Origin of the sequence: Frateuria defendens (genome assembly GCF_001182895.1) — a bacterium.
Classification (GTDB): domain Bacteria; phylum Pseudomonadota; class Gammaproteobacteria; order Xanthomonadales; family Rhodanobacteraceae; genus Frateuria_B; species Frateuria_B defendens.
In genome coordinates this window covers 1-20,503 of the sequence record NZ_LFQR01000018.1, presented here as the reverse complement: position 1 = coordinate 20,503, position 20,503 = coordinate 1, and the positions used below count along the sequence as shown (strand labels likewise).

17 protein-coding genes are annotated in these 20,503 nt (G+C 71.2%); 10 read left to right on the top strand and 7 right to left on the bottom strand.

All coding sequences use genetic code 11. From position 1 onward, the window contains the following. The first annotated feature begins 165 nt into the window (after positions 1–165). From ACH65_RS03240 to ACH65_RS03230, 3 genes are all read left to right on the top strand, one after another. Positions 166–393: a hypothetical protein gene (locus ACH65_RS03240; protein WP_049621142.1), complete on the top strand. Its 228-nt coding sequence runs from the start codon at positions 166–168 to the stop codon at positions 391–393. Between the two features lie 19 nt (positions 394–412). Next, on the top strand, positions 413–1,783 hold the full coding sequence (locus tag ACH65_RS03235; RefSeq protein ID WP_049621141.1) for a sensor histidine kinase: 1,371 nt from the start codon (positions 413–415) through the stop codon (positions 1,781–1,783). Between the two features lie 94 nt (positions 1,784–1,877). Next, positions 1,878–2,909 (top strand): LacI family DNA-binding transcriptional regulator, encoded by a 1,032-nt coding sequence (locus tag ACH65_RS03230; protein ID WP_049621140.1) that lies wholly within the window; start codon positions 1,878–1,880, stop codon positions 2,907–2,909. 238 nt (positions 2,910–3,147) lie between these two features. Here the strand turns inward: ACH65_RS03230 and ACH65_RS03225 are convergent, their stop codons facing one another. From ACH65_RS03225 to ACH65_RS03210, 4 genes are all read right to left on the bottom strand, one after another. Further along, positions 3,148–6,243 (bottom strand): efflux RND transporter permease subunit, encoded by a 3,096-nt coding sequence (locus ACH65_RS03225; RefSeq protein ID WP_272913755.1) that lies wholly within the window; start codon positions 6,241–6,243, stop codon positions 3,148–3,150. After that, entirely contained in the window at positions 6,240–7,421 is a 1,182-nt protein-coding gene (locus ACH65_RS03220) for an efflux RND transporter periplasmic adaptor subunit (RefSeq protein WP_049621139.1), read from the bottom strand. The genes ACH65_RS03225 and ACH65_RS03220 overlap by 4 nt, the downstream gene beginning before the upstream one ends. A 396-nt stretch (positions 7,422–7,817) precedes the next feature. Beyond that, positions 7,818–8,756, bottom strand: coding sequence for an SDR family NAD(P)-dependent oxidoreductase (locus ACH65_RS03215; RefSeq protein WP_049621138.1), 939 nt, complete (start codon positions 8,754–8,756; stop codon positions 7,818–7,820). A gap of 231 nt (positions 8,757–8,987) precedes the next feature. Further along, positions 8,988–9,725 (bottom strand): SDR family oxidoreductase, encoded by a 738-nt coding sequence (locus tag ACH65_RS03210; protein WP_049621137.1) that lies wholly within the window; start codon positions 9,723–9,725, stop codon positions 8,988–8,990. Positions 9,726–9,867: 142 nt separating this feature from the next. On the opposite strand from ACH65_RS03210, the gene ACH65_RS03205 reads away from it, so the two are divergent. Beyond that, complete coding sequence (locus ACH65_RS03205) at positions 9,868–10,770, top strand: LysR family transcriptional regulator (RefSeq protein ID WP_049621136.1); 903 nt, start codon at positions 9,868–9,870, stop codon at positions 10,768–10,770. 40 nt (positions 10,771–10,810) lie between these two features. On the opposite strand, the gene ACH65_RS03200 is transcribed toward ACH65_RS03205, so the two are convergent. The 3 genes from ACH65_RS03200 to ACH65_RS03195 form a co-directional block, all read right to left on the bottom strand. Beyond that, the gene (locus ACH65_RS03200) at positions 10,811–12,100 is read right to left on the bottom strand and encodes a peptidoglycan-binding domain-containing protein (protein WP_049621135.1); all 1,290 of its coding nucleotides are present in this window, start codon (positions 12,098–12,100) and stop codon (positions 10,811–10,813) included. A gap of 17 nt (positions 12,101–12,117) precedes the next feature. After that, positions 12,118–12,492, bottom strand: coding sequence for a lysozyme inhibitor LprI family protein (locus tag ACH65_RS20235; protein ID WP_336884795.1), 375 nt, complete (start codon positions 12,490–12,492; stop codon positions 12,118–12,120). A gap of 201 nt (positions 12,493–12,693) precedes the next feature. Then, positions 12,694–12,912 carry a hypothetical protein gene (locus ACH65_RS03195; protein ID WP_049621134.1) on the bottom strand — a complete coding sequence of 73 codons (219 nt, stop codon included), beginning with the start codon at positions 12,910–12,912 and terminating at the stop codon, positions 12,694–12,696. A 214-nt stretch (positions 12,913–13,126) separates the two neighbouring features. Between ACH65_RS03195 and ACH65_RS03190 the strand changes: the two genes are divergently transcribed. The 6 genes from ACH65_RS03190 to ACH65_RS03165 all read left to right on the top strand — a co-directional run bounded on the left by ACH65_RS03190 (position 13,127) and on the right by ACH65_RS03165 (position 20,227). Further along, complete coding sequence (locus tag ACH65_RS03190; RefSeq protein ID WP_049621133.1) at positions 13,127–13,399, top strand: hypothetical protein; 273 nt, start codon at positions 13,127–13,129, stop codon at positions 13,397–13,399. 27 nt (positions 13,400–13,426) lie between these two features. Next, positions 13,427–14,629: a low temperature requirement protein A gene (locus ACH65_RS03185; RefSeq protein ID WP_237561425.1), complete on the top strand. Its 1,203-nt coding sequence runs from the start codon at positions 13,427–13,429 to the stop codon at positions 14,627–14,629. Positions 14,630–15,049: 420 nt separating this feature from the next. Beyond that, positions 15,050–16,273, top strand: coding sequence for a chromate efflux transporter (gene chrA / locus ACH65_RS03180; RefSeq protein WP_049621131.1), 1,224 nt, complete (start codon positions 15,050–15,052; stop codon positions 16,271–16,273). A 75-nt stretch (positions 16,274–16,348) separates the two neighbouring features. Next, on the top strand, positions 16,349–16,825 hold the full coding sequence (locus ACH65_RS03175) for a nuclear transport factor 2 family protein (RefSeq protein ID WP_053096133.1): 477 nt from the start codon (positions 16,349–16,351) through the stop codon (positions 16,823–16,825). Between the two features lie 135 nt (positions 16,826–16,960). Continuing rightward, positions 16,961–18,139 carry a pyridoxal phosphate-dependent aminotransferase gene (locus ACH65_RS03170; RefSeq protein ID WP_049621130.1) on the top strand — a complete coding sequence of 393 codons (1,179 nt, stop codon included), beginning with the start codon at positions 16,961–16,963 and terminating at the stop codon, positions 18,137–18,139. A gap of 462 nt (positions 18,140–18,601) precedes the next feature. Continuing rightward, positions 18,602–20,227, top strand: a complete 1,626-nt coding sequence (locus ACH65_RS03165) for an ABC-F family ATP-binding cassette domain-containing protein (RefSeq protein ID WP_049621129.1) — start codon at positions 18,602–18,604, stop codon at positions 20,225–20,227. The last annotated feature ends 276 nt before the right edge of the window (positions 20,228–20,503 follow it).

Here is a 20,503-nt window from a genome sequence, read left to right as displayed (position 1 = left end):
TGATCCTCCTCGATACGAGAGGGAGAATCCTCATGCGCCATCTCGCCATGCGGGTGTCCTTAGCTTGCCGCCGCCACGGCGTGCTGGGCGCAGGAGAGTCCCCGCAGCGCGCCGCAGGCAGCCCGCCTGGACGACAGCTGGAGCAGGGCGGCCCCGGCCGGCAGCGTGGATGTCCGCAGCGGCCCGGCCCGGCTGATCGACGACAGCATCGAGGGCGCCTCGCCCAGCCACTTCAAGTTCAAGGCGCGCAAGCCCGCCTACACGCCGCCGCCGGCCAACGTGGCACAGCGCCAGTCCGGCAAGGCGCCGGCGATGGGCTTGGGCCAGCTGGGCGGCGACGGCCGCCCCGCGCTGAACTGCGCGCAGACGCCGATGGACCCTGCGTGCCGCTGACCGCCCCCGCGAGGTGCCGATGCGCCTGAACTCGCTGCAGCTGCGGCTCACCGTGTGGCTGGCGGTGGCCGGCCTGTGCGGGGCGCTGGTGTATGCCGGCATCACGCAATGGCCGCTGCCGCAGGCGCTGGCCTGGGCGCGCAGCGACCTCGGCCTGACGTGGCGCGCGCCGATGCAGTGGCACGTGTACGGCGGCCTGCTGGCCACCGTGCTGGTATTGCTGCCGCTGGCCTTCTGGCTGGGCGCGCAGGTGATGGCGCCGGTCCGGCGCCTGCTGCGCGCGCTGGAGGGCGCGGTGGCGAGCTACCGCGACGGCGACTTCAGCTTCTCCATCGCCGCCGATCGCCGCGACGAGCTGGGCGACCTGATCCGCATGCACAACGCGCTGGGCCAGACCCTGCGCGAGCAGCGCCAGCAACTGGTGCAGCGCGAGTTGCTGCTGGACACGGTGGTGCAGAACACGCCGGTGGCGCTGGTGCTCACCAGCGGCAACGGCCGCGTGGCCTACGCCAACATCGCCGCGCGGCACCTGTTCAACGAGGGCCGCAGCCTCAACGGGCTGGACTTCGGCGAGCTGCTCAAGAACGTGCCCGAGGCGCTGCGCCGCGCCGCGGAAAGCGGCGAGGACGCGCTGCTCACGGTGGAGATGGACGGCGGCGAGGAGACCTTCCACCTCTCCCAGCGGGCCTTCCGCCTGTACGGCCGGCCGCACCGGCTGCACCTGTTCCGGCGCATGACGCGCGAACTGTCGCGGCAGGAGGTGGCGACCTGGAAGCGGGTGATCCGGGTGATCAGCCATGAACTCAACAACTCGCTGGCGCCGATCTCCTCGCTGGCGCACTCGGGCGCGGAGCTGGCGCGGCGCGGCCAGCCCGAGCGGCTGCCCGGGGTGTTCGCCACCATCGGCGAGCGTGCGCGCCACCTGCACGGCTTCATCGCCGGCTACGCCAGTTTCGCCAAGCTGCCCACGCCACAGCCGGCGCCGATCGCGTGGCCGGCTTTCCTCGACGGCCTCGCCCTGCATTGCCGGTTCACGCTGCGCGGCCAGCCGCCGGCGGAGCCGGGCTGGTTCGACGCCGCCCAGGTCGAGCAGGTGCTGATCAACCTGGTGAAGAACGCGCACGAGTCCGGCGGCCCGCCGGAGGGGGTGACGCTGGCGCTGGACGTGATCGGCCGCGAGCTGCGCATCGAGGTGGCCGACCGCGGGCCGGGCATGAGCGAGACGGTGCTGGCGCAGGCGCTGCTGCCGTTCTACTCCACCAAGCGCTCGGGCACGGGCCTGGGCCTCGCGCTGGCGCGCGAGATCGTGGAGGCGCACGGCGGGCGCATCGCGCTGGCCAACCGCGAGGACGGTGGGCTGCGGGTCACTTTGCTGCTACCGCAGCATTAGTTCTTGCGAACCTCTGGCTAGAATGCCTAGGCCGGACGATGGGGACCGGTGTCGCATCATCGGGCTTCCGGCCGGGCAGGTTCAGGCGCGTCATATGAGCAAGATCACCTCGTTCGACATCGCCCATCGTGCGGGCGTCTCCCAACCCACCGTCTCCCGCGCGCTGCGCGGCAGCCCCTTGGTCAACGCCCAGACCCGCCAGCGCATCCTGGCCGCGGTGGACGAGCTCAACTACAAGGTGGACAAGAACGCCTCCAGTCTGCGCTGCAAGCAGTCGGGCACGCTGGCGCTCCTGTTCTTCGAGGACCCCACGGCGGACGAGTCGCACATCAACCCGTTCTTCCTCTCCATGCTGGGCTCGATCACCCGCGCCTGCACGCAGCGTGGCTACGACCTCTTGATCTCCTTCCAGCAGCTCTCGCGCGACTGGCACGCGGACTACGCCGACGCGCGCAAGGCCGACGGCATCATCCTGCTCGGCTACGGCGACTACCTGGCCTACCGCGAGAAGCAGGCGCAGCTGCTCGCGCAGGGCGCGCGTTTCGTGCGCTGGGGCGTGGTGCAGGCGGAGCAACCGGTGGTGTCGGTGGGCAGCGACAACTTCAGCGGCGGCCTGGCGGTGGGCGAGCACCTGCTGGCGCAGGGCTGCCGGCGCATTGCCTTCCTGGGCGACGCCTCGCAGCACTTCCCCGAGTTCCATGCCCGCTACCACGGCTGCGCCGAGGCGCTGCGCCGCGCGGGGCTGGCGATGGAAGGCTGCCTCCAGGTCGATGCGGAAAGCACCGAGCGCTCCGGCTACGCGGCGGCGGAGAACCTGCTCGCGCGCGGCGTGGCCTTCGACGCGGTGTTCGCCGCCAGCGACCTGATCGCCATCGGCGCGCTGCGCGCGCTCAACGAGCGCGGCCTGCGCGTGCCCGAGGACGTGGCCCTGGCCGGCTTCGACGACATCCCGATGGCGCGCTCGGTCCACCCCGCGCTCACCACGGTGATGCAGGACACCAAGCAGGCCGGCGAACGGCTGGTGGACAGCCTGCTGCGGCTGATCCATGGCGAGGCGGTGGCGAGCACGCTGCTGCCGGCGCAGCTGGTGGTGCGCCGGTCGAGCCTGCGGGGGCAGGCGGGGTGATCGCCGGCGCGGCCTGCCGGCTGCGCGCTGCGCCACGCGCCACAAGTGCACGCTGCATGCTCCCTCCCCTGCTTGCAGGGGAGGGTTGGGGAGGGGTAAGCCCTTGCCGCGAGGCCAGAGTTCACCCCCTCCCGACCTCCCCCTGCAGCAGGGGGAGGCGCCATGCGCCCGCCGCCGCAGGCGCGACCGGGCGCTGCGGCGTCACCGTGGCATGGGCTTCTCGCGCGCCGGTGCGCTTCTACAGCGGGGTGGTCGGCAGGCTTCCGGCCGCCTGCCGCCGGCGCGCATGGAACAACCGGTCCAGCGCCAGGAACACCACCGGCGTGGTCAGCAGGGTCAGTAGTTGGCTGAGCAGCAGGCCGCCCACGATGGCCACGCCCAGCGGCTGGCGCAGTTCGGCGCCGGTGCCGAAGGCGAGCATGAGCGGCACCGCGCCGAACAGCGCGGCCAGCGTGGTCATCATGATCGGGCGGAAGCGGATCAGGCAGGCCTGGTGGATCGCCTCCTGCGGCGCAAGCCCCTGCTCGCGCATCGCGCCCAGGGCGAAGTCCACCAGCAGGATGCCGTTCTTCTTCACGATGCCGATCAAGAGGATCAGGCCGATCAGTGCCATGATCGAGAAGTCCAGCTTCCACAGCCACAGCAGCAGGATCGCGCCGACGCCGGCGGAGGGCAGGGTGGAGAGGATGGTGAGCGGGTGCACGAAGCTCTCGTACAGCACGCCGAGGATGATGTAGACGGCCAGCAGCGCGGTGAGGATCAAGAGCGGCTGCGTGGCCAGCGAATCCTGGAACGCCTGCGCGGCGCCCTGGAACGCGCCGGTCACGCTGGCGGGCATGCCCAGTTCCGCCTGGATCGCGTCCAGCCGCGCCACCGCGTCGCCCAGCGCCACGCCCGGCGCCAGGTTGAAGGAGAGGTTGGAGGCCGGCAGCATGCCGTCGTGCACGATCACCACCGGCCCGGCGGCGGGCGGCTCCAGCCGGGCGAAGCCGAGCAGCGGCACCAGCTCGCCGGTGAGCGGCGAGCGCAGGCGGAAGTAGGCCAGGCTCTGCGCGTCGCCGCGCTGGGCGGTGCTGAGCTCCAGGATCACGTAGTACTGGTTGGTCTCGGTCTGGTACTGGTTGATCTGGCGCTGGCCGAAGGCGTCGTAGAGCGCGTTGTCGATGTCGCTGGCGGAGAAGCCGTAGCGCGCGGCCTGTGCGCGGTCCACGGTGAGCCGGGTGATGTGGGCGTCCCACTGCATGTCGTTGGAGACGTCGCGGAACAGCGGGTCCTGGCGCAGCCGCTCGGTGAGCCGGCGCACCCAGCCGGCCAGCTCGCCGCTGTCCTGCGCGCGCAGCACGTACTGGTACTGCGCGCGCGGCTGGCCGGCGCCGATGTTGATGTCCTGCGCCGCGCGCAGGAACACCTGGATGCCGGGCACCTGGGCCAGCCTGGGCCGCAGGCGGTCGATCACCTCGCTCACCGTGGCGCGGCGGTCGCCCGGGTCGTTGAGCACCAGCCAGATGCGGCCGCTGCCGGTGAGGCCGCCGAAGCCCACGGCGTGGTTGTAGGCGGTGACGTCGGGGTCGGCGGCGAAGATCGCCTCCAGCTGCTTGTGCTTGGCCACCATCGCCTCGTAGGAGATGTCCGAGGCGGCCTGGGTCACGCCGGTGATGAAGCCGGTGTCCTGCAAGGGGAAGAAACCCTTGGGGATCAGGGCGAAGCTCGCCACGCTCACCGCCACGGTGAGCGCGAACGCGGCCAGCGTGGCACGCTGGTGCGCCAGCGCCCAGCGCAGCGCGCGGTCGTAGCCGCCGGCCACGCGCTCCCACAGGCCGGGCCGGCCGGAGTGCGCGTGGCGTGGCGGTTTCATGAACAGGCCGGCCAGGGTGGGCGCAAGCGTGAGGCATACCACCACCGAGATCATGATGGCCGCGGTAGCGGTGAGCGCGAACTCGCGGAACAGCCGCCCCACGATGCCGCCCATGAACAGGAGCGGGATGAACGCGGCCACCAGCGACACGCTGATCGACACCACCGTGAAGCCGATCTCGCCGACGCCCTTGAGGGCGGCCTCGCGCATGCCCTCGCCGGCCTCCAGGTGGCGGTGGATGTTCTCGATCACCACGATGGCGTCGTCCACGATGAAGCCCACCGCCACCACGATCGCCACCAGGGTGAGGTTGTTGAGGCTGAAGCCGGCCACGTACATGAAGGCGCAGGTGGCGATCAGCGACACGCCCAGCACCGCCGAGACGATCAGCGTGGCCGAGAGCTGGCGCAGGAACAGCGCCATCACGCCGATCACCAGCGCCACCGCGATCAGCAGCGTCAGCTGCACCTCGTGCAGGGAGGCGCGGATGGTGCGCGTGCGGTCGTTGTACACCTCCACGTTCATGGTCGCCGGCAGCGCGGCGCGCAGGCCCGGCAGCGCGGCGCGGATGCGCTCGGCGGTGGCCACGATGTTGGCGCCGGGCTGGCGCATGATCGCCAGCGCCACGCCGGGGTGGCCGTTGGGCCATACCTGGGTGTAGTCGTTCTCCGCGCCCAGGCGCACCGTGGCGACGTCCTTGAGCTGCACCGGGCGGCCGTTGCGGTAGGCCACGATCAGCTCTCCGTACTCGGCCGGCGCGAACAGTTGGTCGTTCACCGCCAGCGTGGAGACGCGGTTGCCGCCGAACAGCGCGCCCTTGGGCAGGTTCACGCTGGCGCGCTGCACGGCGGTGCGCACCTCGGCCAGGGTGACGTCGGCGGCGGCCAGCGCCTCCGGCCGCGCCTGCACGCGCACCGCCGGGCGGTGCTGGCCGATCAGGAACACCTGGCCCACGCCGTCGACCTGGCTCAGCTGGCGCGCCAGCACCGTCTCGGCGAGGTCGCTCAGCTGGATGGTGGAGAGCTGCTCGGAGGTGGCGCCCAGGATGAAGATCGGGCTGTCCGCCGGGTTCACCTTGCGCCAGCGCGGCAGGCTGGGCATGTCGCGCGGCAGCTGCGAGGCGGCGGTGTTGATCGCCGCCTGCACCTCCTGCGCGGCGGTGTCGATGTTCTTGTCGAGCACGAACTGCAAGGTGATCGAGGTCGAGCCGAGCGAACTGGTCGAGGTCATCTCGGTCACCCCGGGGATGGCGCTGAACTGCACCTCCAGCGGCGTCGCCACCGCGGAGGCCATGGTCTGGGCGCTGGCGCCGGGCAGGTTGGCGCCGACCTGGATGGTGGGGAAGTCGGCCTCCGGCAGCGGCGCGATCGGTAGGCGCGGGTAGGCGAGCACGCCCATCAGCACCAGCGCGAGGGTGAGCAGCACGGTGCCGACGGGGTGCGTCATGCACCAGCCGTAGACGCTGCGGGCGGCGGTCACGAGGCGCTCCGGTTCGCCGCCGGCGGCGTGGCCGCCGCGGCCGGCGTCGCCGCGGGGGCGGCGGGGAGGATGCGCACCGCCGCGCCGGGACGCAGGCGCGAATGGCCGTCCACCACCACCTGGTCGCCGGCCTCCACGCCCGTGACCACCGCGATGCGCTCGTCGGCGTAGGCCACCTGCACCGGCCGCGCATCCGCCTTGCCGTCGCGGATGCGCCACACCAGCGCGCTCTCCGCACCCTGCTGCACCGCCTTCTGCGGCACCACCAGCGCGCCGCCGAGCACGCCCGATTGCAGCGTCACCACTACCGACTGGTCCGGCCACAGGCGCCCGTTCGGGTTGGCGAACTCGGCCTTGAAGCGGATCGTGCCGGTGTCGGCGGAGACGCGGTTGTCGAGCGAGCCGAGCCGGCCCTCGGCGAGCAACGTGCCGCCGTCGGCGGTGTAGGCGCGCACCGGCACCGGCGCGTCGCCCGCGTGGACCAGCAGCGTCTGCAACTGCGGCAGCTGCGCCTGCGGCAGCGCCACCTCCACGCTGATCGGGTCGAGCTGCACCACCGAGAACAACCCCTGCGTGTCGCTGGCGCGCACGAAGCTGCCTTCGTCCACGTTGCGTAGGCCCACGCGGCCGTCGCTGGGCGCCACGATGCGCGTGTAGGAGAGCTGCACCCGGTTGGCCGCCACGTTGGCCTCCTGCGTGCGCACGGTGGCTTCCAGCTGCGCCACCAGCGCGGTCTGCTGGTCGAGCGTCTGCGCCGGGATGGTCTGGGTCTTGGCGAGCGTGCGGTAGCGCCCGAGGTCCAGCCGCGCCGAGGCCAGCTGCGCGCGCGCCACCGCCAGCTGCGCCTGGGCCTGCGCCAGGGCGGCGGCGATGGCGCGGTCGTCGATGCGCGCCATCAGCTCGCCGCGCCGCACCGCCTGGCCTTCGTGCACCCGCAGCGCCACCAACTGGCCGTCCACACGGCTGCGGATCTCCACGCTGCGGTGCGAGCGCACGTTGCCCACCGCGCGGATCAGCGCCGGCACGTCGCGGCGCTCCACCACGGCCACGCCCACCGGCACCGGCGGCGGCGACCCGGCGGCGGCGGCGGGGCGGTGCGCCTGCCACCACCACCAGCCGATGCCCCCGAGCAGCGCCACGGCGGCGACGGCGAGCAGCGACTTGCCTGGAACGGACATGGAACCCCCTCGTATCGAAAATCGGTCGGTCGTCGCGTCCCTGCGATCCGGCGCCTGGCGGCCGGCTCCCCTTGCAGGCGACGTAGAGTGCCAGAGCCGGGATCAGCGCGGGGTATTCGACGAGGGGGCCGGGCCGCGGCCGGTCGCCGCGGCGGGCGCACAACGTGTCTTCGAGTGTGAAGGGGTGAGGATGGGGGCGAGAGGCGAGAGGCGAGGCGAGCTGGCTAGAGCATTGGAGGTCGCCTCGAGCCTGCTACCTACGCCTCCCCTGCGTGCAGGGGAGGGTTGAGGAGGGGTAGGCCCTTGCCTCGAGGCAAGCATTCACCCCCTCCCAGCCTCCCCTGCGAGCAGGGGGAGGCGCTATAGGCCGTGTCGGCGGCAAGCGTTCGGGCCGGCTCAGGCGACGTGAGGCGTGCCGGTGTTCGGAAGGCTGGACGGCTGCACACGGTGCGGCGCGAGCAGGTCGCCCAGGCCGATGCGGCGCAGGAACTCCGCGCGGATGCGGTCGGCCACCGCGTTCACCACTTCGCAGCCGTCGTCGGACGGGTCCACGTGCACGCGGAACGGGCGCTTGCTGTAGGGCGCGTCCACCACCTTCACGATCGCCTCGGCCACCGTGGCGACGTCGGCGTCCGGCGGCTCGCAGCCGGCCAGGCCGGTGAGGATCTCTTGCTCGAAGCCGGCGCAGGCGCCCTCGGCGTACTCGGCGGCGCGCCCCGCGTCCGCTGGCTTGCCGCTGTGGGCGAAGTGGTTGGTGCCCTGGGTGAAGGCGCCCGGCACCACGATAGACGTCTCGATGCCCCAGCGTGCCAGCTCGCCGGCGTAGCTCACCGCCAGCGCGTCCATCGCCGCCTTGGCGGCAAAGTAGGGGGCGAGGTAGGGCGGCGTGCCGCCCCGATGGCTGCTGCTCCCCACCCACAGCACCAGGCCGCGGCCTTGTTCGCGCAACTGCGGCAGCGCGGCGCGGTTCACGCGCTGGGTGCCCAGCACGTTGACGTCGTAGAGCTGCGCATACTGCTCGGGCGTGAACGCCTCGGCCGGGCCGAACACCATGTGGCCGGCGTTGTGCACGATCACGTCCAGCCGGCCGTGTTCGGCCAGCACGGCGGCCACCGCGGCATCCGCCGATGGTTGCGAGCCCACGTCCAGCTCCACCGTGCGCAGATCCACCTTGTGCTCGGCAGCGTAGGCGCGCGCCGCCGCCACCTGCGGCGCATTGCGCCCCAGCGTCTCGCGCATGCTGGCGTACACGGTGTAGCCGGCGCGGGCGAGCGCGCGGGCGGCGAGGGCGCCGAAACCGCTGGAGGCGCCGGTGACGAGGATGACTTGGTTCATGGCTGTGTACTCCTTGAGGAAATGCATGGGTGCGGGGTCGAGGGGATGCGCTCGCGGGCCGTGGCCGGCTTGCGCGACATCGCTATCGGCGCGGGTGGGATGGCTTGGCGCGGGTTACGGTCCATCCCCGCTGGGCGGAACCGTTCGACCTGTAGGAGCGCGCGTGCGGGGGCGGTGCGGTCGCGCGCAAGCGCGCTCCTACATGGCGATGGCCGTGGGGTGGGGCGCCGCTCAGGCGTAGCCGCCGTTGGCGCGCAGCACCTGGGCGTTGACCCAGCCGCCGTCCGGGCCGGCGAGGAAGGCCACCACGGCGGCGATCTCCTCCGGCGTGCCGAGGCGCTCGAGCGGGGCCAGCTTGGCGATGCGCTCGATCTGCTCGGGCGTCTTGCCGTCGAAGAACAGCTCGGTGCCCACCGGGCCCGGCGCCACCGCGTTCACGGTGATCTGGCGACCGCGCAGCTCGTTGGCGAGCACGCGCACCAGCCCTTCCACGCCCGCCTTGGAGGCGATGTACGGGCCGTAGCTGGGGAAATTGACCCCCAGCACGCTGGAGGACAGCGCGATGATGCGCCCGCCCTCGCCCAGCGCGTTGGCGGCCTGGCCGAAGATGAGGTAGGTGCTGCGCAGGTTGGTGGCGATGGCGCGGTCGAACAGCTCCAGGTCGCCCTTGGCGATCGGCGACAGCGCCATCACGCCGGCGTTGTGCACCACCACGTCGAGGCGGCCGAAGGCTTCCTTTGCGGCGGCGAACAGGTGCGCGACGTCTTCCGCCTTGCCCACGTCGCCCTGTTGCGCGACGGCGGTGCCGCCGGCCTGGACGATGGCGGCCACGGTTTCCTGCGCACTGGCGGCGTTGCCCGCGTAGTTGACTAGCACCGCGAAGCCCTCGCGCGCGAGGCGCTCGGCGATGGCGCGGCCGATGCCGCGCGAGGCGCCGGTGACGATGGCGGCCTTGGTGACGTTGCTCATGGCGAATCTCCCGTTGGATGGTTGAGGGCAGCGCCTGGCGGCGCCGACGGGAGGCATTCTGGTAATTGGCGTTGATTGGATAAATGAGCGCTGGTAGATAATTAAATTTCACCATCGCCAACAATCAGCCCGGAACCTGCCCATGGACCGCCTGGACGCCCTGCAACTGTTCGTCCGCATCGTGGAGTCCGGCAGCTTCACCCGCGCGGCGGGCTGGCTGGACATCCCCAAGGCCACCGCCACCCACGCGATCAAGGCGCTGGAGGCGCGCCTGGGCGTGCGCCTGCTCGAGCGCACCACGCGGCAGGTGCGCCCCACCCAGGAAGGCCTGGCCTTCTACGAGCGCTGCCGCCACCTGCTCGACGAGCTGGCGGACGCCGAAGCCTCGCTGCACCACGTCGCCACCAACCCGCGCGGCACGCTGCGGCTGGACCTGCACGGCACCCACGCCACCCAGATCATCCTGCCGCGCATCGACGCCTTCCGCCGCCAATACCCGCACATCGAGCTGGTGATCAGCAGCGGCGACCGGCTGGTGGACCTGGTGCGCGAGGGCGTGGACTGCGTAGTGCGCGCCGGCGTCCCGAGGGATTCCTCCCTGGCCGCGCGCCGCCTCGCCGTGATGCCGGAGGCCGTCTGCGCCAGCCCCGCCTACCTCGCCGAACACGGCACGCCGCGGCACCCCGACCAACTCGCGGACCACGTCGCAGTGGGTTTCTTCTCCAGCAACCACGACCTGCGCTATCCGTTCGAGTTCGTCCTCGACGGCGAGGTGCGCCGCTACGACCTCGCCAGCCGGGTGACGGTGAACGACGCCGAGAGCTACGTGGTCTGCGCCCTGCGCGGCTGCGGCCTGGTGCAGCTGCCGCGCTGGAGCGTGGAGGAGCACCTGCGCGAAGGCCGCCTGGTCGAAGTGCTCACCGACTTCCCCAGCCCCGGCCTCCCGGTCACCGCGCTCTACCCCCAGCACCGCCAGCTCGCGCCGCGCGTGCGGGTGTTCGTCGACTGGGTGGCGGGGATCTATGCGGAGCGGTTCGGGCCCTAAAGGCGCCCGTCACGAGCGTGATCGGATAGGCATGCAGCATCTACTTTGAAAGCACCGGCCCTGGCTGGACATGAACTTGGGTCTGGTCTTGGACGGACTGGGGTGCCTGCTGCTGTTGCAGGTTCTGGAACTGCTGCATCGCTTGCTGCCACGATGCGCTGCTTTGCTCGACCGGAGTGCGGGCCGCCGCCACCGTATCCACGGCGGTGAGCTTATCCATGAAGTGGTCCTTCATGCCCGGCGGGTGTTCAGCGCCCCATATTTTCCTTGCATCTGTACCAAGCGCCACGACGTCGATACGCGATAGACCATCACGCCGGCCCGACACGACCAGGGCAGCAGCGATGTTGTCGCTTTGCTGGTCTGGAATGCGGCCGTGCTGGAAGTCCATTTGATGCACGTGGCCGAGCGCCTGAAGAAACATGGCATGGTCGGGGTGCGAGGGCTGGTTCAAGGCGGGGAAAGTCGGTGCGGCTGTCGCCGCCTGGTGAAGGGAGGCTTGAGTCTGCGGGCCCGCCTTGCCATCAACGGCCAGGCCATGATCGTGCTGGTAAGTTTCCACGACATGTCTGGTGCCGGGACCGAATTTGCCGTCCGGCGACAGGGCGTGGTCGTTGGCGTCGTGGTAGCCCAGATGATCCAGGTCTCTCTGCAGCTGGACGACGTCCATGCCGCGGGAGTCCTGCTTCAAGGTGTGATACTGCTTCTGGCCCGCGGCCAGTGCCATGAGGTCTTCTTTCTCATTGATGGCGCGGCGCTTTAGGGGCCTCAGTATGTCGGGCGAGCTTCTGAAGAGATCGTTGTTGTGGACTATTTTGTAATCCTGGACAGCCTCGACAATGTCCTTGTCGCTGAGCTCCGATAACTTGTAGCGAGTGCCGAATTTCTCTTCCAGGCCCCTCGCGAAAATAGCTTTTGTCTTGTTCCGGAATTGGATCGACGTGCTCCACACGGCGTCCTTTACCGCAGGCCCCCGATGGGCCAAGTCCAGCCCGTCGGCCTTCAGGCGGGCCATCTGCACGTCGTAGTGCGTTGCTTTGATGAAGTTGTGCTGGTCTTCGCCAAAGCCCAGGTCGGCCTTCGCCAAGTCCCGCCACTTGGCGTCGAACTCGGGAGTGACCGGCTTGAGTCCGTCGAATTCCTTGCCGTATGCGGAGTGGTCGAGGTATTCGCGCAGCGTGCCGGCATGGGATGAGAGCTGGTAGCTGCCGTATGAGACGCCGCCGTGATCGTGCCTCCCCGTGGAGATCGTGCCAGGTCCGCGGTCGCCGGTTTCATAGTGCTTGGAAGTCTGCCCCAGGGTCCAGCCATTCCGGTCAGTCATGTCCATGACCTCGCATGAGTGAATCAGCGTTTCACGCCTTCGCCGCGTAGCAGATTTTCAAGATGCGCCGCTTGCTTTGCGGTTTCATGCACCGAACAGTCGTAGGAGAGGAGTTCGGCCGCCTGCCCGCCATCGGGGTCGGCCTTGCAGTGGGCCTCCCGATGGCCGATCCACGCTCTTTCTTCCGCGCGGAGTTTCGATCTTCCGGCTTGATCGAGTTTTTCCAGGACTTGTTTGTAGGCCTTGTTCAGGCGCGCATCCTGGAAGTCGTATTCGCTGTCCATGCATGCCTGCATAGATGGCGTGGTGCCGCCTGCCGCATCAAGGCAATGCTTGTAAGAAGGGCGGATGCCGTGATCGTCTCCATGTTGTTGCCCATGGGCGAAGCCAGGCGACATAGCCGAGACGTAGCACACTAACGACCATGCTATGGCCCTACGCATACCATCTCCTCGTAATGCGTGTGGATGCATTGGCCCAACTATACGGAGGGATCTGGCTGCGACTGAAGGGCGCCCGGTGATGCACGCCACACTGGCGGAAGTCACCCACCTCTCGCCGGTGAGGCTGCAGGTGTCCGCATTCCGTGTCAGGGTCGCCTAAGGCAGCGGGCCGATGCGCCAGAGCCAGGGCCGCCGGTTGCGGAGCGCGCCGAGCAGCGCCTCGGCGCCGAGGGCGAGCAGGGCCAGCGCGGCGAGTAGGGATCCCCAGCCGCCCTGCGCATGCCGGGAGGCGAGTACGGCAACCCCCAGGCCGACGAACAGCAGGCCGACGCCCGCCGTCACGAGCCGGGTCGCGGTGGACAGCGCTTCATGCATGCGGTGGCGGGCGGATGGCCGGTTCATGCGGGGCGTGGCAGGAGTGGTAGGTGCAGGCTAGCAAAACGGCCGTCCGCCGTCGCAGCCGCGTCGGCACATCGGGCCGGCACACCGCACTGGCACCGGTACACCGCATCGCTTGCCGCGCCGGCCCGGTGGAATGCGATGATCTGCCGGACCGGCCGCCGCAGGTGGCGCCGCAAGGGAGACATCCATGCATACGATCATCGTGATCGCCGCGGGCCTGGCGTTGCTCGGCCTGTTCCTGCTGGGCGGGCGGCTGCTCGGCGGCGCGCCGGCGAGCGGCATGGCGGCGGCCGCGCTCGCCTTCGTCCCGGTATGGCTGCTGGGCGCGGGGTGGAACCTGTGGCATGGCGTGCGCTATGCGGGCTACACCGTGAAGGAGGAGCTGCCGATCTTCCTGCTGGTGTTCGCGGTGCCGGCGGCGCTGGCGGTATTCCTGTGGTGGCGCTGCACGCGCGCCTGAGCGGCAACGATGAAGGAGCAGGCAACGATGACGGCATCCCTGCTGCGCTCGCGCGGCCGCGACGACAGCGGCAAGGTGGGCATGATCGAGCTGTTCTTCGATCTGGTGTTCGTGTTCGCGGTGACCCAGCTCTCGCACACGCTGCTCGAGGACCTCACCTTCGGCGGGCTGCTGGAGGTGGCGCTGCTGATGATGGCGGTGTGGTGGGTGTGGATCTTCACCTCCTGGGTCACCAACTGGCTCGACCCCGAGCGCATCCCGGTGCGGCTGGCGCTGTTCGTGCTGATGCTGGCGGGGCTGCTGCTGTCGATGTCGATCCCGCAGGCGTTCGGCGGGCGCGGCCCGGCCTTCGCGGGCGCCTATGTGTTCATGCAGGTGGGGCGCACGCTGTTCTTCCTGTGGGCGGTGCGCCACGAGCCGCGCGGCATGACGCGCAACTTCCAGCGCATCCTCGCCTGGCTGGCGGTGTCGGGGGTGTTCTGGCTCGCCGGCGCCACGGCGGGGAGCGAGGCGCGCCTCGCCTGGTGGGCGCTGGCGCTGGCGATCGAGCTGGCCGGGCCGTCGCTGTACTTCTGGGTGCCGGGTCTGGGCCGCTCGAGCACGGCGGACTGGAACGTGGAAGGCAGCCACATGGCCGAGCGCTGCGCGCTGTTCGTGATCATCGCGCTGGGCGAGTCGCTGCTGGTCACCGGCGCCACCTTCGCCAAACTGGCGTGGGACGCCGGCGCCTTCACCGGCTTCCTCGCCGCGGTGCTGGGCAGCATCCTGATGTGGTGGATCTACTTCGACACCGGCGCCGAGCGCGCGCATCACCGCATCAGCCACTCGTCCGACCCCGGCCGGCAGGCGCGCATCGCCTACACCTACCTGCATACGCTGATCGTGGCCGGCATCATCCTGGCGGCGGTGGGCGACGAGGTGGCGCTGGTGCATCCGGAGCACGCCAGCGCGGGCGGCCTCGCCGCGCTGCTCGGCGCGCCGGCCTGCTTCCTGGTGGGCACCGCGCTGTTCAAGTGGGTGACCAACGACCGGCCCACGCCGCCGCTCTCGCACGTGGTGGGCCTCGCGCTGCTGGCGGCGCTGGCCTGGCCGACGGTGCAGCACCTGCTGTCGCCGCGCGTGCTGGAAGTGGCGACGACGCTGGTGCTGGCCGTGGTGGCGGTGTGGGAGTCGCTGGCGCTGCGGCGGACGACGGCCGCGGGCGCATCGTCGGAACATGGCGAGCATTGAGGGCATCGCCGGCCAGGGCGCGCGCGTGCCGGCGTGCCGGATAGAGGCGTGCGTAGCGAGGTCGCTGCCCGCCGTGACGGCGTTGCCTGGCCCTGGCGTCCGTCCCCATGCTCGCCGTGGACGCTCTCGAAACCTGCCCACGATTCCCCGGCAAGGCATGGCTGCCAATGTTAGGAGCGCGCCTTGCGCGCGACCGCTGCGCAGCGGTAACGCCATGGCACCGTGGTCGCGCGCAAGGCGCGCTCCTACAGGGGGTACGATGCACTGCGGCGGCGAGATCATGAGCAGGTTCTCGCCGCCTTCTCCTGCTTGCAGGGCGAGGTGGGGAGGCGGCGAGGTCTTGCCGCGAGGCAAGGGCTTGCTCCTCCCCAATCCTCCCCCGCATGCCGGGGAGGGAGCCGGAGCGCGGGCGTTGGGCCGATGAGTCCGCCTGCCGCCCAAGCCTCGCCGCCCGCACGCCCCGGCCGCGTGGCCGAGGTGGCGCTCGCGTTCCTGCGCCTGGGCCTGACTTCCTTCGGCGGCCCCATCGCGCACCTGGGTTATTTCCACCGCGAGTTCGTCGAACGGCGCCGCTGGCTGGACGAGGCGCACTACGCCCAGTTGCTGGCGCTGTGCCAGTTCCTGCCCGGGCCGGCCAGCAGCCAGCTCGGTTTCGCCATCGGCCTGCTGCGTGCGGGCTGGGGCGGCGCGCTGGCGGCCTTCGCGGGCTTCACCTTGCCCTCGGCGCTGCTGCTGTTCGCCTTCGCCATGCTGAGCGACCGGCTGGCCGGGCCGTGGGGGCAGGGCACGCTGCACGGGCTGAAACTGGTGGCGGTGGCCGTGGTGGCGCAGGGCGTGCTGGGCATGGCGCGCACGCTGGCGCCGGATCGCCATCGCGCCCTGATGGCGGCGGTGGCCGCGGGCCTGGTCGCCATCGTGGGCAGCGCGTGGATGCAGCTGCTCGTGATCGCCGCGGCCGCGGCGCTGGGACCGTGGCTGTGCCGGTCGGTGACGGCGCGCCGCGGCGAGACGTTTGCGCTCGGCTACGGCCATCGCACGGGCGGCGCGCTTCTCATCGCTTTCGGAGGGCTGCTGGCTGTCGCGCTGCTGGCGAGTCCGTCCCTGCCGCCGCTCGGGCAGGTGGCCGCCGCGTTCTATCGCGCGGGCGCGCTGGTCTTCGGCGGCGGCCACGTGGTGCTGCCGCTGCTCAAGCAGACGGTGGTCGATCCCGGCTGGGTGGGCAACGACACCTTCCTCGCCGGCTACGGCGCGGCGCAGGCGGTGCCCGGCCCCATGTTCACGCTCGCGGCCTTCCTCGGCGAGCGGCTGCACGGCGGGCAGGGCGGGCTGGTCGGTGCCGTGGTCGGCCTGCTGGCGATCTTCCTGCCGGGGTTGCTGCTGATCGGCGGTGCGCTGCCGTTCTGGCGCGCGCTGGCGGCGCGCGACGGCGCGGCGCGCATGCTCGCCGGCGTCAACGCCGCGGTGGTCGGCCTGCTCGCGGCGGCGCTTTACGACCCGGTGTGGGTGAGCGCGGTGCACGACGCGGGGGATTTCGCCATCGCGCTGATCGCCTTCGCGCTGCTGGCCGCGGCGCGCTGGCCGGTGCTGGCGGTGGTGGGGTGGTGCGTGGCCGCGTCGATGGCGCGCGTGGCCTGGCAGGGCTGAGCGCCGCTCGCCTTGGTGCCCTGGGCGCCGGCATGGCAGGATCGACGATCACATCAGGGAGAGACGTCCGTGTTCATGCGCGCCATCGGCAAGGCGGTGACGGGGTTCGCCGCCGCGTTCATCGCCTCGCTTGCGCTCGCCGCGCCGGCGGATGCGCCCGGCGGTCATGCGCTGCTCGCCACGATCACCGCGCTGGACCGCACGGTGTTCGACGCCTACAACCGCTGCGACCTGCGCACCTTCGCGCGCTACATCGCGCCGGACATCGAGTTCTACCACGACAAGGGCGGGCTGACCCTGGGCCGCGAGAAGCTGGTCGAGAGCCTGCGGCAGGGCGTCTGCGGAAAACTGCGGCGCGAACTGGTGGCCGGTACGCTGGAGGTCTATCCGATCAAGGGCTTCGGCGCGGTGGAGACCGGAAGCCATCGTTTCTGCGCGTTGAGTACAGGGCGCTGCGACGCCCTCGCGCGCTTCGTCCACCTCTGGGCATTCCATGACGGCGCCTGGCGCATCAGCCGCGTGATCAGCTACGACCATCACGCGGCGCCGTGAGCCCGCGCGCCTCGGCGCGGCGGGCTTCGCGCCGCCATGCCGCAGCGTCGACGCGGGACCATCCACTACACTCCACGGCCGGCCCGCGCGTGCGGCGCGGGCCGATCAGACGTCCATGACCGGGAGAAGTGCCAGGTGAGGTTTTCCCATCGCGCGCAGGCCATCGCGCCGTTCTTCGCCATGGAGTTCGGCAAGCGCGCCGCGGCGCTGGAGGCGGCGGGCCACCACGTCGTCAAGCTGAGCCTGGGCGAGCCGGATTTCGGCGCGCCGCCGGCGGTGATCGAGGCCATGCAGGCGGTGGTGCGCGGCGGGCAGCTGCCCTACACGGCGGCGCTCGGCCTGCCCGCGCTGCGCGGGGCCATCGCCGGGTTCTACGAAACCATGCACGGCGTACAGGTCGATCCCGCGCGCGTGTTGGTTACCGCCGGTGCCTCGGCCGCCCTGCTGCTGGCCGCCGCGGCGCTGGTGAACCCCGGCGACGAGGTGCTGGTGGGCGACCCTTCCTACCCGTGCAACCGCCAGTTCCTGAGCGGCTTCGGCGCCGAGGTCAAGCTGGTGCCCACCGATGCCGCCACCCGCTACCAGCTCGACGCGGCCACCGTGCGCGCCCACTGGAGCGCGCGCACGCGCGGCCTGATGGTCGCCACGCCCTCCAACCCCACGGGCACCTCCGTGCCGCCGGCCGAACTCGCCGCCCTGTGCGCATGGGCGCGCGAGCACGCGGCGTGGCGCATCGTGGACGAGATCTACCTGAACCTCAGCGACGCCGGCGCCGCGGGCCGTCCCGCGCAGAGCGTGCTGGCGGTCGATCCCGATGCCGTCGTCATCAACAGCTTCTCCAAGTACTTCGGCATGACCGGCTGGCGCCTGGGCTGGTGCGTGGTGCCGCCCGCGATGGTGCCGGTGATGGAGCGGCTGGCGCAGAACTACTACATCTGCCCCTCCACCCCCGCCCAGCACGCGGCCCTGGCCTGCTTCACGCCCGACACCCTCGCCGTGTGCGAGGCGCGCCGGCTGGAATTCGCCGCGCGCCGCGCGTTGGTGCTGGAAGGCCTGGCACGCATCGGCCTGCCGGTGCCGGTGGCGCCGGACGGCGCCTTCTACGTCTACTTCGACGTCGGCGGCACCGGGCTCGACGCCATGCAATTCTGCGAGCGGGCGCTGGAGGAGGCGCATGTGGCGCTGACGCCGGGCAGGGATTTCGGAACATGCGGCGCCGACAGGCACGTGCGCCTCTCCTACGCCGCCGCGATGGCCGAACTCGACCAGGGGCTGGAACGGCTGGGGCGGTTCGTGGCGGGGCTGCGTACGTAGCGCAGTGTTCGCGTCGGCTCGACCGGATGCCTGCGATGAGCGTGCCGCGGACGCATCGACGAGCCGAACCCGCATGTTCCGGGTTGTCTGGGCCCAGGGCCAACCCGTTGTACCCCAGGCTCGTCTCGCGGCGGCCCAGGCCGGTTCGCCCGAGCGAGATCCGCGAAGGGTTGAATGTGCTTTTCGCCTTGCCTTCGAGGTGCGGTGCGCCGGCGGCGCTCGTCGATGCCGCCGGCTTCCGGTAGCCTGACCGGGCTCCGCCTGCCGCGGGGCGACGGACGTGACAGGGATGGCGAGCCAGCCGCCACCCGCATCGTGAAAGGAGATGGCTCCACCATGTGATCGCGGTTCCTCCGACGACCCTTACGAGACTCCTCTGCGCCGCCGCCAGCCGCCGGCCGCGGAGGGTCATGGTCCGCATGCCGGGGCGCAAGCCGCCCCGGCACCGAAGGAGCACCACGCATGGCCGACGCCTTTGTCCGCACGTCGCAGCTTTGTTTTTCCTGGCCGGATGGCACGCCGGTCTTCGATCGTCTCTCGATGGCGCTGGGGCCGGTGCGCACCGGCCTGGTCGCGCCCAACGGCATCGGCAAGAGCACGCTGCTCAAGCTGCTGGCGGGCCAGCTCGCGCCGGCCGCGGGACAGGTGGCGGTGCACGGCACGCTCGCCTACCTGCCCCAGCACCTGCCGCTGGCCGGCGACCTGCGCGTGGCCGACGTGCTGGGCATCGCCGAACGGCTGCAGGCGCTGGCGGCCATCGCCGCGGGCCGCACGGAGCCGGCGCTGTTCGACGCCGTCGGCGACGACTGGGACCTGGAGGAACGCACGCGCGCCGCGCTCGCGCGCCTGGGGCTGGCCGAGGTGCCGTTCCAGCGCCGGCTCGACAGCTTCAGCGGCGGCGAGGTCATGGCGCTCGGCCTCGCCGCGCAGCTGCTGCGGCGGCCGGACGTGCTGCTGCTGGACGAGCCTTCCAACAACCTCGACCGCGCGGCGCGCCAGCGCCTGCACCGGCTGGTGGAGGGCTGGGAAGGCTGCCTGGTGGTGGCCAGCCACGACCGCGAACTGCTGGAACGGGTGGACCAGATCGGCGAACTGGGGCCGTCCGAGCTGCGCCTGTACGGCGGCGGCTTCGACTTCTACCGCGAAGCCGTGCGCACCGAACGGGCGGTGGCCGCGCAGGACGTGCGCCAGCTGCGCCAGGAAGCCCGGCGCGAGCAGCAGCAGCGGCAGGAGGCCCGCGAGCGGGCCGAGCGCCGCGCGGGCCGCGCCCGGCGCGCACTGCCCAGCGCCGGCCTGGCGAGCCTCGCGGCGGGCCGGCGCCAACGCGCGGCGCAGGCATCGGCCGGCAAGGCCGAGGCGGTGCATGCCGCGCGCCTGGATGCGGCGCGGCAGCGGCTGGGCGAGGCGGCCCGTACCTTGCGCGAGGCGCCCGACCTCGACTTCACGCTGCCGGCCACGCGGGTGCCGGCGGGCAAGCCGGTGTTCGCGGGGCGCCATCTCCAGGCGACGCACGGCGAGCGCAAGCTGTTCGCTTCGCCCGGGCTGGCGCTGGAAATCCGGGGGCCCGAGCGCATCGCGGTCACGGGCCCCAACGGCGCCGGCAAATCGACCCTGCTGCGCTGGCTGAGCGGCGACGCGGCGCCGTCGCCGCCGGGCAGCGTGCGGCGCGGCGAGGGCCGCGTGGCCTACCTCTCGCAGCGCCTGGACCTGCTCGATCCGGCGCGTTCGGTGGCGGAGAACTTCGCCACCTTCGCCCCCGGCCTGCCGGACGGCGAGCGCGCCAACCTGCTGGCGCGCTGGCTGTTCCGTGGCGAGCGCCGGCACCTGCCCGTGCATGCGCTCTCGGGCGGGGAGCGCCTGCGCGCCGTGCTGGCCTGCGTGCTGCACGCCGAGCCGGCGCCGCAACTGCTGCTGCTGGACGAGCCGACCAACAACCTCGACCTGGATGCGGTGGGCGAACTGGAAAGCGCGCTGCGTGCCTACGAGGGTGCGCTGGTGGTGGTCAGCCATGACGAGGCTTTTCTCGAAGCCATCGGGCCGACGCGCTGGCTCGAACTGGCGGAGGGGCGGTTGCGGGAGCGGGGGTGATGGTGCGCAGCTTCGTGGCAAGGGGCCGCCTTGTCAGTGAATGGCTCGCGTGGTGTGGCAGGAAGGGCTGCGTTGTCGGCTGAACTGCCTTGGAGCCTGTTCACGATCTCCCTGCGGGTGTCCGCCAGGGAGAGTTCGCTGTGTTCTTGAAGCGCCATTGCATACTGGCCGGCCTTTGGCCGGGGTTTCGCCCTCCTGCCGGAGGGCGAGTTACTTTCTCTTGCTTGTCCAAGAGAAAGTAACCAAAGAGAAGGACACCCCGAGGGCGCGCCTTCC

What these genes read in the sequence shown, in the direction of transcription:
- ACH65_RS03235 (WP_049621141.1), top strand. Translation starts at nt 413, where the DNA reads ATGCGCCTGAACTCGCTGCAGCTGCGGCTCACCGTGTGGCTGGCGGTG.
- ACH65_RS03230 (WP_049621140.1), top strand. Translation starts at nt 1,878, where the DNA reads ATGAGCAAGATCACCTCGTTCGACATCGCCCATCGTGCGGGCGTCTCC.
- ACH65_RS03220 (WP_049621139.1), bottom strand. Translation starts at nt 7,421, where the DNA reads ATGTCCGTTCCAGGCAAGTCGCTGCTCGCCGTCGCCGCCGTGGCGCTG.
- ACH65_RS03215 (WP_049621138.1), bottom strand. Translation starts at nt 8,756, where the DNA reads ATGAACCAAGTCATCCTCGTCACCGGCGCCTCCAGCGGTTTCGGCGCC.
- ACH65_RS03210 (WP_049621137.1), bottom strand. Translation starts at nt 9,725, where the DNA reads ATGAGCAACGTCACCAAGGCCGCCATCGTCACCGGCGCCTCGCGCGGC.
- ACH65_RS03205 (WP_049621136.1), top strand. Translation starts at nt 9,868, where the DNA reads ATGGACCGCCTGGACGCCCTGCAACTGTTCGTCCGCATCGTGGAGTCC.
- ACH65_RS03200 (WP_049621135.1), bottom strand. Translation starts at nt 12,100, where the DNA reads ATGGACATGACTGACCGGAATGGCTGGACCCTGGGGCAGACTTCCAAG.
- ACH65_RS20235 (WP_336884795.1), bottom strand. Translation starts at nt 12,492, where the DNA reads ATGTCGCCTGGCTTCGCCCATGGGCAACAACATGGAGACGATCACGGC.
- ACH65_RS03195 (WP_049621134.1), bottom strand. Translation starts at nt 12,912, where the DNA reads ATGCATGAAGCGCTGTCCACCGCGACCCGGCTCGTGACGGCGGGCGTC.
- ACH65_RS03190 (WP_049621133.1), top strand. Translation starts at nt 13,127, where the DNA reads ATGCATACGATCATCGTGATCGCCGCGGGCCTGGCGTTGCTCGGCCTG.
- ACH65_RS03185 (WP_237561425.1), top strand. Translation starts at nt 13,427, where the DNA reads ATGACGGCATCCCTGCTGCGCTCGCGCGGCCGCGACGACAGCGGCAAG.
- chrA (WP_049621131.1), top strand. Translation starts at nt 15,050, where the DNA reads ATGAGTCCGCCTGCCGCCCAAGCCTCGCCGCCCGCACGCCCCGGCCGC.
- ACH65_RS03175 (WP_053096133.1), top strand. Translation starts at nt 16,349, where the DNA reads ATGCGCGCCATCGGCAAGGCGGTGACGGGGTTCGCCGCCGCGTTCATC.
- ACH65_RS03165 (WP_049621129.1), top strand. Translation starts at nt 18,602, where the DNA reads ATGGCCGACGCCTTTGTCCGCACGTCGCAGCTTTGTTTTTCCTGGCCG.